Annotated in this window: 8 protein-coding genes; 2 read left to right on the top strand and 6 right to left on the bottom strand. The window is 76.8% G+C overall.

Going from position 1 to position 11705, the window contains the following annotated elements; genetic code table 11:
* Both AB0399_RS39150 and AB0399_RS39145 read left to right on the top strand, forming a co-directional pair.
* A partial coding sequence (locus AB0399_RS39150) for a LuxR C-terminal-related transcriptional regulator (protein ID WP_366414530.1) occupies positions 1 to 1242 on the top strand: 1242 nt, incomplete at its 5' end.
* A 249-nt stretch (positions 1243 to 1491) separates the two neighbouring features.
* Complete coding sequence (locus tag AB0399_RS39145) at positions 1492 to 4227, top strand: LuxR C-terminal-related transcriptional regulator (protein WP_366414529.1); 2736 nt, start codon at positions 1492 to 1494, stop codon at positions 4225 to 4227.
* 299 nt (positions 4228 to 4526) lie between these two features.
* Here AB0399_RS39145 and AB0399_RS39140 read toward each other — a convergent pair whose 3' ends face one another.
* The 6 genes from AB0399_RS39140 to lanL all read right to left on the bottom strand — a co-directional run bounded on the left by AB0399_RS39140 (position 4527) and on the right by lanL (position 11634).
* Positions 4527 to 6272: an ABC transporter ATP-binding protein gene (locus tag AB0399_RS39140; protein ID WP_366414528.1), complete on the bottom strand. Its 1746-nt coding sequence runs from the start codon at positions 6270 to 6272 to the stop codon at positions 4527 to 4529.
* Positions 6262 to 8142: an ABC transporter ATP-binding protein gene (locus AB0399_RS39135; RefSeq protein ID WP_366414527.1), complete on the bottom strand. Its 1881-nt coding sequence runs from the start codon at positions 8140 to 8142 to the stop codon at positions 6262 to 6264. The genes AB0399_RS39140 and AB0399_RS39135 overlap by 11 nt, the downstream gene beginning before the upstream one ends.
* Positions 8143 to 8261: 119 nt before the next feature.
* Positions 8262 to 8381 (bottom strand): ALQxL family class IV lanthipeptide, encoded by a 120-nt coding sequence (locus AB0399_RS39130; RefSeq protein WP_329361883.1) that lies wholly within the window; start codon positions 8379 to 8381, stop codon positions 8262 to 8264.
* Positions 8382 to 8394: 13 nt separating this feature from the next.
* Positions 8395 to 8514: an ALQxL family class IV lanthipeptide gene (locus AB0399_RS39125; protein WP_329361881.1), complete on the bottom strand. Its 120-nt coding sequence runs from the start codon at positions 8512 to 8514 to the stop codon at positions 8395 to 8397.
* A gap of 26 nt (positions 8515 to 8540) precedes the next feature.
* The gene (locus tag AB0399_RS39120) at positions 8541 to 8669 is read right to left on the bottom strand and encodes an ALQxL family class IV lanthipeptide (RefSeq protein WP_328472820.1); all 129 of its coding nucleotides are present in this window, start codon (positions 8667 to 8669) and stop codon (positions 8541 to 8543) included.
* 79 nt (positions 8670 to 8748) lie between these two features.
* Positions 8749 to 11634 (bottom strand): class IV lanthionine synthetase LanL, encoded by a 2886-nt coding sequence (gene lanL / locus AB0399_RS39115; protein WP_366414526.1) that lies wholly within the window; start codon positions 11632 to 11634, stop codon positions 8749 to 8751.
* Between the last annotated feature and the right edge of the window lie 71 nt (positions 11635 to 11705).

Here is an 11705-nt window from a genome sequence, read left to right as displayed (position 1 = left end):
AGCGTCCCGGTCCCCGCTGACCGACAGCGGCCGGTCGCCGCCCTGCCCCCTGCCGTCCTGACCTACCAGCGGGCCGTCCGGCACGGGACGCCGGGCGCGCGGGAGCGGGCCCGGCTGGAGGCGGTGCGGCTGCTCGGCGGCCACCCCGCGACACGGTCGGCCGACGCGGCGCGCCTGGAGGCCGCGGTCGCCGAGGCGAGCGCCGTCGCGGCGGTGATCGAGGCCCCCCGCAGGCAACTCCTGCTGGCGGTGGACGCGTTGTTCCGCGGCCGCTTCTCCCAGGCGGCCGCGCTGGTGGACACGGCGTGGGCGGACATCGAGCGGCTGGGGCTCCTGGGCCTCGGAAGCCACGCGCTGGCCGTGCAGGCGCTGATCCACGCCCACCAGGGCCGGCGGGACGCGCTGGCCGACGCCTCGGCGCGCTTCGACGCCTGGCGCGGGGACCGCGAGGACGAGGTACCGATCGTGCGGGGACTCGGCCACGCGGTCTGCGAGTTGCTGCACGGCGCCGGCGATGCCGCACGGGCCCTCCTGCACCAGCTCCACGCCGGAGACGGCGACCGCGCGGGGAGCGGCGAGCGCTCCGACACCCACCACCTGTGCGGCCCGTACGGCCTCACCCTGCTGCTGGACTGCGTGGACGGCTCGGCGGGCCGGCGCGACCATGCGGCGATCTCCGCCCACCCGGCCGGCCGGCTGCCGTGGAACGCGTTCTTCGTCCACCTCGCCGACGCCGTGCTGGCCGGCCGCGAAGGCGATGCCCGCGCCGCGGAGAGCGCGCTCAGGCAGGCGTGCGCGGTCGCGGCGAGCTATCCGCCGGCGCGCCACCTCGGCCTGGGGCTGGTCGCCCGCACGGCTGCCCGTGACGGCTGGGGCGAGCCGGTCCGCTGGCTCCAGGAGGCCGAACTCTTCTACGCCGCGCACGGGATACAGCCCGCCGCCCGGCACTGCCGCAGCCAGTTGCGCGACCTCGGCGAGCGGGTGCGGCAGCGCCGGCACGGCAGCGCCGACGTGCCCGAGCGGCTGTGGCGCCTCGGCGTGACCGTGCGCGAGTTCGAGGTGCTCACCCGGCTCGGCCGCCGCCACACCAACCGCGAGATCGCGGCCGCGCTCCACCTGTCGCACCGCACGGTGGAACGGCACGTGGCCAACCTCCTGGAGAAGACGCAGGCGGCCAACCGCCGGGAGTTGGCCGCGCTCCTGACACCGGAGCCCAGGGACCCGGTCGGCGCGTACGGGTGAGCACCGCCCGTGCGAGCCAGATCGTGGTCCGCCGCTGCCCGGCCCGGCGGCGAAGACCCGCCCCCCGCGCGCCCGCCGGCGACCGCGCGGGCGCGCCCGGGGGGAGGCGCCGCCGCGGAGACGCCGCCTCGCCCGCCGACGGCCGCGGACACCCGGCCCGGAGCGGCGGACCCGGCACGACCGCCGGGGAACAGGCCGTACACGGAGCCGGGGAACAGGCTGTACACGGAGAGGATCGCGCCACCCACGATGAGACGTACAGCGACTCACACCCCGGTGAGCGTCGAGGAGTTGGTCGGCGCCTGCCTCGACGGCGCGTCCCTGCTGGTGGAGATCGCCGGTGAACCCGGCAGCGGCAGGACCCGGCTGCTCGGTGAACTCGCGGCCGGCGCGCGTCGTGGCGGGCTGCTGGTGGCGCATGGCCTCCAGGTCGTCCGGGCATCGCCGGGCCGCGGCGTGGTGCGCTGCCTGGACGACCTCGACCGGGCCGGCCCCGAGACGGCGCGACCGCTGCGGCGCCTGCTGGCCGAGCGCCCGTCCGTGCCGACCGTGATCACGTACACGGTGTCGACCGGCCAGCCGCCGATCTGGCTGGTGTCCTGCCTCGCCGCGGCCAGCGACAGCTACCGGACCCACCGGATTCCGGTCGGGCCGCTGACCCCGGAGGATTTCGCCGCCCAACTGCCCCCTGGCACCGGCCCGATGCGCGAGGGGCTGCTGTACGAGCTGAGCGGCGGCGTCCCGGGCTGGCTCGGCGTGCTGAGCCACCTCACGTCGCCTCAGTTGCGGGAGCTGGCGACCGCCGACCACCCGCCGGGCACCGTCCCGCTGCCCGCCAACTGCCCTCCGCTGCGCGCCCTCGACGGGCTCGCCCCTGAGCAGATCGAGGTGGTCCGCTGCGCGGCCGTGCTCGGCGATCCGTTCGCCCCCGCGCTGGTGGCGGCCGTCGCCGACCGCGCGACGCACGCGGTGCTGAGCGTGCTCGACGACCTGGTGGCACGCGACCTGATCCGCGCGGTCGACGGTGGCGCGCCGCTGTTCCGCTTCCGCCATCCGCTGCTGCGCACGCTGCTGTACGCCAGAACGCCCCCGGGCCGGCGCATCACCGCACACACGCGAGCCGCGGAAGCGCTGGACCGGGTCGGTGCGCCCCTCGTGCAGCGCGCGCCGCATCTGGCCCGGTCCGCCGAGCAGGGCGACCGGCGGACCGCGTGCCTGCTGGCCCGCGCGGCGCGAAACGTGCTGGACACCCGGCCGGCCACCGCGGCGGCCTGGCTGCGCGCCGCCCTGCGCATCCTGCCCGACGACGACTCCGCCGACCCCGACGGCCCAGGTGACCCCGAAGGCATCAGGCCCGCCGGGCGTTTCCGTATAGCGGCGCTGCTGTACCACGCGGCCGAACGCACCGGGCAGTACGCCGAGTGCCGTCGTCTCCTGCCCGCCCTGCTGGAGGCCGCGGGGAACGACGCCACGCCCGCGACCTGCCCCGGGGACCTGCTCGACAGGACCCTGATCGTGGACCTGCACACCCGGCTGGAGTCCGACCTGGGGCGCCGCCGCGTCGCACGGGCGCTGCTGGACGGCGAGTTGGCGGCAGACCCGCGGCCCGGCGCCCGCGGCGAGCGCGTCCTGCTCCTGCGGAAGGCCGCGATGGCCGCGGCCGAGGGGGACCTGCCGGCCACCCGCCGCCACGTCCACCAGGCGCTTCGGCACGCCGACCGCGCTCCCGACGTGCTGCGCGTGGACGCCGCGGCCACGCTCGCGCTGGCGGGGGCGATGACCGGCGATCCACCCCGGCCGGCCGGGACCGACGGCGCCGACGGCATCCTGGACGCCGTCCGGATGGCCGACGTGCTCGGCGACCCCGAACTGGCCGGCAGGCTCGATGCCGTGGCCCGCCTCGGCTGGGCCCTCAACTTCGCGGAGCGGCACGGCGACGCGCTCCGGCTGCTCACCCGGGCACTGGGAATCGCCCGCCGTACGGGGCGCGTTGCCGCGTTGCCGCCGCTGCTGCTCGGCCGCGGCTACGGGCATGCCGCGCTCGGCGGCCTGTCCGCCGCGCTGCGCGACACCCGCGAGGCGGAGGAGACCGCGCTGCTGCTCGGCGACGGTGAACGGGCCGGCTGGGCGCGGGTGCTGCGCGCGTGGACCACCTTGTGGTGCGAGGGCCCGGACGGCGCGGCGGATCTCGCTGATCACGTGCTGCGGCAGCACCCGGGCCCTGGGGCGCTGGGGGAGGCGGCGGCCGGCGTGCTCGGGTGGGCCCGGCTGGCCCAGGGGCGGCCCGGGGAGTGCCTTGCGCTGGTACTGCCGGCCGCACGCGGTACGGATCGGCCGCCGGTGGCCGGAGTGCGGGTGCTGTGGTGGTCGGCGGCGACCGCGGCGGCCTCGGACCTGGGCGCGGCCGGCGCCCGGGAGTACGCCACCCGGGCCGCACAGGGGGCAACCGCCTTTCCCACGCCCGGAGCACGGGCCGAGGCCCTGCGCGCGCAGGCCCTGCACACGCCGGACGAGGCCGCCGTACGGTCGCTCTCCGCCGCGGTGGAGCTGTCGGCCGCGGCCGGCCTCGCGGTCCTGGAGTGCCGGGTCCGCCTCGAACTGGCCCAGCGGCTGGTCGCGGTGGGCCGGCTGGAGGACGCCGCCACCGAGGCGGGCCGGGCGAAGGAGCGGGCCGACCGGATGGGCGCCCGCTGGCTGCGCGGGGTCGCCGTCGACACCCAGCGCAGGATCGGGGCCAGCCGGCCGCGCCGGACATCCGCGCGGCAGGGCCCCCGGAGCCGGGAGGGGGAGGTGCTGTCGGCACGGGAGGAGCAGATCCTCGACATGGTCTGCCGGGGGATGTCCAACCGGGAGGTGGCCGGCGCGCTGTTCGTCTCCGTCAAGACCGTGGAGGCGCATCTGACCCGGATCTTCCGCAAGACCGGCGCCCGTTCGCGGGCCTCCCTGGTGGCCGCCTTCGCTCCGGTGCGGCCGGTCCGGGTGTGACGCCGTCGGGTTCGACGGTTCGACGGCGGGCCGGTGCGGGGTCGCGGGCCCTGTACTGGGCTCCGTGTTAGGGGACGGGGGTCGGGAGGGGCGGTGTACCCCGGGTGTGTGGCGAGTAGTTCGGCGTGGGTGCCGTACGCGTGGCCGTCCGCGTCCAGGATCAGTACCCGGGCGGCCAGCGCGGGCCTCCCTGGTGGCCGCCTTCGCTCCGGTGCGGCCGGTCCGGGTGTGACGGCGTCGGGTTCGACGGTTCGGCGGCGGGCCGGTGCGGGGTCGCGGGCCCTGTACTGGGCTCCGTGTTAGGGGACGGGGGTCGGGAGGGGTGCGTTCCAGTGGCCGACCAGGGTGGCGTATCCCGGGTGTGTGGCGAGTAGTTCGGCGTGGGTGCCGTACGCGTGGCCGTCCGCGTCCAGGATCAGTACCCGGGCGGCCCGGGCGGCACTGCTCAACCGGTGGGCGACCACCACGAGCGTGCCCGGGCGGCGGGCGAAGGCCGCCTCCACGGCGGCCTCGGCGGCGGGGTCGAGGTGGCAGGTGGCCTCGTCCAGGATCACCAGGCGGGCGGGGGAGGCGTACACCCGGGCCAGCGCGATCAGTTGGCGCTCCCCGCTGGACAGCGTGCCCGCCGGGTCGGCGAGTTCGGCGTCGTAGCCGCCGAGCCGGGCCGGCAGCGGGCCCAGACCGACCGCCGCGGCGGCCCGGTCCAGCGTGTCGTCGGAGGCGTCCGGCGAAAGGTAGGCGATGTTCTCCCGCAGCGTGCCGGGAAAGACGTACGCCTCCTGCGGCACCAGGGCGACCGAAGCCGCGCGCTCGGCCTCGGGCAGCGCGGCGATCGCCCGCCCGCCCAGCGTGACCCGGCCCGCGTCCGGCTGCCCGATCCCGGCCAGCAGCCCGGCGAGCGTGGACTTGCCCACGCCGCTGGGCCCGACCAGGGCGAGATGGCCGGCGTCGGGGACGGTGAAGGAGACGTCGCGCAGGACGGGGGTGGCGTGCGGACCGTAGGCGAAGGTGAGCCCGTGCACGGCGAGTTCCGCGTCGCCGTCGCCCGCGGGACCCTCCGCCGGCGCGGGCGGGTCGGGCCGGGCGGAGGTGGCGGCCAGCCGGGCGGCCAGCACGCGGAGCTGGCTCCAGAAGCCGGCCACCGAGCCGGTCATCTGCTGGAGCGCCGGGATCAGGTACGCGGTGACGTAGCTGACCGCGCCGATCACGGCCCCCGGCGACACCGTCCCGTGGCGCACCAGGGACGGCCCGGCGAGCAGCAGGCCCAGGACCGGGAGTTGGCCGCCGATCAGGATCACCGGGACGCGGAGCGCGTTCGCCCAGGCCACGGTGGTCGCCGCCCCGGCCGAGGCGGCGGCCGCCCGCTGCACCTCGGCCAGCGCCTCGCGGCGGGCCCCGAGGGCGGCCACGTCGCGCGCTGCCCCGACCACCGCGCCGGTGGCGGCGGCCACCCGCTCCTCCGCGAGCAGGAAGGCGGCCCGGCGCCGGGTGAGGGTGCGCATCGCCGGGACGAAGGCCGCCACGGCCGCCAGCAGCGGCACCGCGACCACGACCGCCATCCGCAGGTCGAGGGAGGCCAGGCCGAGCAGCGCGGCCAGCAGGTTCACCGCGAGCGGCAGCGCCGTCCGCAGCAGCGCGGAGACCGTGCCGCGCACCGCGTCCACCTGGCTGCTCAACCGGGTCACCCCGGCGGCGTCGGGCCCGGCCCCGGGCAGTCCCTCGTGGACGGCCCGGCGCAGCGCCCCGCGCACCACCCGGCGCACCAGCTCGTCCCGCATCGGCTCGACGATCGCGGCCAGCGGGTCGAACACCGCCCGCTGGGCCGCCGCGCGTACGCCGTACAGTGCGGCGATCCCGGCCAGCCAGCCGATCCCGACCATCGGCCGGCCGGCCAGGAAGCCGTGGTCGAGGGCCGTGGCCAGCATGCGGCCGGAGGCCAGCGCGGGCGCCGCCTGGACGGCCGACCAGCCCAACGCCCGCACCAGCGACCGCCGGGAGCCGGCCGTCGCCTCCCGCAGCAGCCGCAGCCCCGGGTCAGATCCCACGATGTCCGGCATACCGCTCCCCGCCCTTCTCCTCGCCCGTGCCGTGATGCACGGCGTCCTCCGGCCCCGGGGTGCCGTGTTCGGCTCCGTCCGCGGCGAACACCGCCCGGTACGCCGGGTCGCGCCACAGCTCGGCGTGCGTGCCGCGGGCCCGGACCCGGCCGCCGTCCAGCCAGACCACCTGGTCGCAGCGGGCGGCCGTGGCCACCCGGTGGGCCACCACGATCCGGGTGCGCCCGGCGAGCGCGCCGGTGACGGCCGCGCTGACCTCGGACTCGGTGACGGTGTCCAGGCCGGAGGTGGCGTCGTCCAGCACGTAGACCCGGGCCGAGCGGGCCAGGGTGCGGGCCAGACCGAGCCGTTGGCGTTCGCCGCCCGACAGGGGCACCCGCTCCATCGGGGTGTCGTAGCCGTCGGGCAGCCGCCGGACGAAGCCGTCCGCGGCGGCGGCCCGCGCGGCCTCGAGCACGGTGTCCCGCGACAGCCCGGGCCGCCCGTAGCCGATGGTCTCGCGCACGGTGCCGCCGAGCAGGGCGGGCCGTTCGAAGGCGTAGGTGACCGCCGCCCGCAGCGGGTCCTCCGCCAACTCCCGCACCGGGCGGCCGTCGAGCAGCACCTCGCCCTCGTCCGGGTCCGCGAGCCGGCCGGGCAGCCCGGCGAGCACGCTCTTGCCCGAGGCCGTGCGGCCGACCAGTGCCACGCAGGCGCCGGCCGGGATGTCCAGGTCGATCCGGTCCAGCACCGGCGCGCCGGTCGGGCGCTCGGCAGCGGAGTCCCCGGTCGGCCGCTGCGCACCCTCCGCCGCGGCGGCCAGGACGGTGACCCCGCGGAAGGACACCGCGCCCGCCCCCGGACCGGGGGCCCCGGTCCCGTAGCGGACACCCGGGTGCGCGAAGGTCCCGGCGAGGCGGCCCGCGGCGGCGCGCGCCTGGGCGAGGGTGAAGAACACGTCGACCTGCTGCACCGCGGGGAAGGCGAGTTGGAGGTATCCGGCCACCGCCACCAACTCCCCGGGCGAGAGCCGCCCGTCCGCGACGCCGAGGCCCGCCACCGCGAGCACCAGCGCCTCGGTGAGCGAGAGCAGCAGGCCGAACTGCCAGACGGTGCCCTTCTGCAACCGCCACATCCGGTACCCGGCCGCGGACACCTCCCGCAGTGGCGCGAGCACCCGGGTCACCTCGCGGTCCAGCGTCCCGGAGGCCCGGATGGTCCGGGCCCCGGAGAGCGCGGCCAGCAGCCGGACGGCGATACGCGACTGGGCGGCCAGATAGCCGCTCTGGACCCGTGTCACCCGGCTCACGAAGCGGCGGGTGATCAGCACCGTCAGCGGGACGACCACCAGGAACGCGAGCCCGCAGCGCCAGTCCAGCCACCACAGGGCGACCAGCGCCGCGGCCGAACCGGTCACCGTCACACCCCATTCGGCCACCGCGACGGGCAGCGCCCCGGCCTGCTGGGCGGCCTGGGTGACCTGGGTGACCGCCTCGCCGGCCGGCACCGGCGAGCGCCCGCCCAGGCCGAGCAGATGGCCGACCGTGCGCAGTTGCAGCCAGCGGGTCCCGTACGCGGCGCAGGACACGCCGAGCGGTGCCATCAGCGTGTCGCCGACCGCGCCGGCCGTGGTCACCGCGCCCCAGGCCAGCGCCGGGCCGACGCCGCTTCGGCCGTGCAGCACCGCGTTCACCGCGGCGGCCAGCAGGGCGGGCAGGGCCAGCGCGGCGGAGATGCGCAGCACCATCAGGGCGACCAGCAGGGACAGCCGTCCGCCGGTGTGCCGGACGGCCCCGGCCAGCAACCGGCCCGCGCCCTGCGGGCGGTCGCCGCTGCCCGGCCCCGGCACCGCCTCCGGCCCCGGTTCGTTCCTTGTCACGTGATCGCCTCTCTTCCCCTCGCCGTGCGGGCGTCCCCCGGGTACGCGGGAGGGGCGCCGGAACAGGTCCGGCACCCCTCCCGCTGCTGTCGACCGGTCTCCGTGACGGGCCGGAGCCGTCAGCCGGTGACCTTGCAGGTGTACGTACAGCTGTCGAAGGTGCAGGTCACGGCGCACTGCATCGCGTCGGTGTCCTGGTCCTCGGGCAGGGCCTGCAGAGCGTCGAGGTCGAGCTCCATCGGTCTGTCCGGACTATTCGGTGAGGGTGCAGGTGGCGGGGCAGGAGTAGGTGCTGCACGTCCAGGTGCACTCCATCTCCGTGGTGTCGTCGCCGCCGGGGAGCAGTTCCAGCGCGTCGATGTCTGAGTTCATGGCTTTCTCCTTCTGGGTGGTGGCGCTCAGTTGGTGGAGGTACAGGTCTCTCCGCCGCAGGTCTGGCCGTAGCCGCAGGTGACGGTGCACAGCATCTGCGTGGTCGGCTCCTGCTCGGCCGGCAGGGCCTGCAGGGCGTCGATGTCGATGTCCATGGGTTCCTCCTCTCGGGGTGGCGTGGTGTGCGGGGTGGCCGCGTGCCGTCGCGGGCACGCGGGCGGGTTCCCTCCGCGGTCAGGGGCGGTCCGCCATCCAGGGGCGCGGGCCGCCGTGGTCGAGCCGCAGGAGGAAGCTGATGACGCCGGCGGTTCCGGTCTGGTAGCCGGCGGTGAAGGCGCTCGCGCCCTCGTCCGGGACGAGGCGCAGGCCCCCCACGACCGCGTGCCGTGCGTACAGCACCGTGGCCAGGTCCTCGGCCCAGGCGCGGTAGGGACCCTCCGGCCGGGCCGCCGCGAGGTCGAGCAGGAACTCGCCGTCCCCGGCGAGGCCGTGGCAGACGGCGGTGGGGGAGGTCCAGGCGGCGGCGCGGACCGACTGGGCCGCTTCCTGCGCGAGCCGGAGGTGGCGTTCCTCGCCGGTGGCCTGCCCCAGCCGCAGCAGGAAGGTGCCGACGCCGGAGGAGCCGCTGCACCAGTGGTAGATCAGTCCGGTGCCGGGCTTCTCGTCCAGGTCGGAGCGCCAGCGGGCGCCGACCTGGCCGCGTTCGGCCTCGGCCGCCAGGGTGTCGCCGGCCATGACCGCCAGGTCCAGGGCGGACCGCTGTCCGGTCGCGTCGGCCGCGGCCAGCAGGAACGCGCCGATCCCGGCGACGCCGTGCGCGAACCCGAGGTGCCGGATGCCCGCCAGCTTGGAGTCGAAGTCCGGGGGCACCTGCCAGACCACCCGGTCCGCGGTGCGGTCGGCGGCGGCGACCAGCGCGTCGGCGCACCGCGCGACCCGTTCCAGGAACTCCCGCCGCCCGGTGGCCTGCCAGAACTTGAGGTGGGCGAGCCCGGAGCCGGCCGCCCCGTGGCAGATGTCCGGGTTGGGCCACACCACCGGGAGCGAGAGCGCCAGGTCGGTGGCGTGCGCGGCGAGCGTGTCGTCGCCGAGGTGCCGGGCGGCGTCGTACAGGGCCCAGGCGGTGCCGGCGCGGCCGAAGTAGAGGCCGGGCAGCAGTTGCGGCACCTCCGTACGGCGCCGGTCGATCCAGGCCGCGACGCGCCGGACGGCGACCCGCAACTCCTCACGGTCCAGCGCCCGGTCGGCCCGCACCAGGGTGCCCAGCACGCCGGCCGCGCCGTACTGCACGTTGCACGGGTCGGTGCCGTCGCCGAACGCGCTGCCGGACCAGAGGCGTTGGGCCGGGCCCTCGGGGTCGGCCATGCCCCTCAGCAGGTGGGTGAGGCCGTCGTCCACCAGCCCGGCCCGGATCTCGCGGCCCGCGGTGGGGCGGTCGGGTCGGCCGCCGCGCGACCAGACCGGGACCGGCACGGTCTCCGTCTCGGCCGTGGCTCCCGCGGTCTCCGCGGTGGCCGGCCCGGCGTCAGTCGCCGCGTCTCCCGCGGTCTCCGCGGCGGCCGGCCCGGCGTCAGTCGCCGCACCAGCGGCTGCCTCGGTCACCTCGGCTGCCCTGGTCGCCCGGGCTGTCCCGGCTGCCGCGTCCGCGAGGAACCCGGCCAGCCGGGCCGACGTCCAGCGGTCCTCCGGGCGTTCGGCCATCAGGCCGAGGATCGCCGGGGTGAGCAGCCGGGCGGCCGGACGCTCCTCACCGAGCAGGGAGAGCACCAGGGCGATGCGCTCGCCTGCCGTGCGGCCGGCGGGGGCGTACGGTCGGTGCGAGCCGTGCGCGTCCTGCGGGTCGTCCGAGCTGTCCGAGCTGTCCGGGGCGAAGGACGGCGGTATCCCGGTGGCCAGGAAGTACAGCACGCCGCCGAGGGCGTAGCGGTCGACCTCCGTCCCGAACGCGGGCCCGACCCGCGGCTCCGCGGTCTGCTCGGGCGCGCCGAACCCGGGGGTGTGCACGCGCAGGATACGGGTGCCGGGGGTGGTGGCCCACTCCGCGTCGATCAGCACCAGCCGGTCCTCCGGCGTGACCATGATGTTGTTCGGCGTGAAGTCCTGGTAGACGACGCCGCGTCGGTGCACCTCGTCGAGCAGCGCACGCAGCTTCTCCGCCAGCGCCAGCACCTGCGGGACGGGGATGAACCCGGGCTCGGCCCGCCGGTCGGTGACCCAGGAGGCGAGCGCCTGCCCGGGCACCAGGCTCTGCACCAGGAAGGCGTGGCCGTCCTCCTCGAAGAGGTCGACCAGCTCGGTGCAGAGCCCGGTGAGCGCGGTGAGGTTGGCGGCCTCCCGGCGCAGGCAGGCCCGGGCGTCCTCGCCGGTCACGTTCACCGCCACGTGCGCGCGGGCCTGCTTGACGATGACCTCGGCCCCGGTGCGCTGGTCCAGTGCCCGGTACACCCCGCCGCGGGCCGAGTGCCGGATCGCCTCCCGCACGACGAACCGGTCCGCCAGCAGCACCGGTTTGGCGCTCTGCGCGGTGGCCGGACGTCCCGGGCCGCCGGGGAACGGCAACTCCGCCCAGGGCGGCGGGCTGAACCACGCCTTGCGGTGGTCGTCCACCAGCGTCCCGTCCGGGGCCCGCAGGCGTACGTCGAAGGAGCCGTCGTTGCCCAGCACCCGTACGCCGTGGAAGCCGCCGTAGCGGTAGTGCACCAGGCCGCCCTTGCGGTAGGGGCGGTCGGAGAGGATGGCCGGGCCGGGCAGCCCGGCGGTCGCGTCGTCCAACCGGGCGGCGAGCTCCCGCAGTTGGTCGTCGTCCCGCGGATACGCGGTGATGATCTTGCCGCACTGGGCGCGGTCGTGGTTGCCGGAGGTCATCTCCTCCACGGTCTGCAGGTCCCGGGCGGTCTTGAAGGCGCATCCGGCCCGGACCAGTACCCCGGCGGCCCGGTGCAGGACCTCCGGCGCGGACAGCCGGGTCGCCGAGAGGTGCAGCTTCCACCCCTGCACCCGGGGTTCGTGCTGCGGAGGAGTCACCCGGCACCAGACGCCGTCCTCTTCGACCTGCCAGTCTTCCTCGTCCAGCGCGGTGAGCACGGAGCGCACCACGTCCCGCAGAGAAAATGTGAGCAAGAGGACCCACTCCCAACGCCCGGCTGACGGAGCCGGACGCCCGGCTCGCGAACGGGTCCACTCTCGCCGCG

Source organism: Streptomyces sp. NPDC088194, from assembly GCF_040702025.1.
Classification (GTDB): domain Bacteria; phylum Actinomycetota; class Actinomycetes; order Streptomycetales; family Streptomycetaceae; genus Actinacidiphila.
The sequence above is the reverse complement of the archived record's forward strand: the minus strand, read 5'-3'. Positions and strand labels throughout refer to the sequence as shown.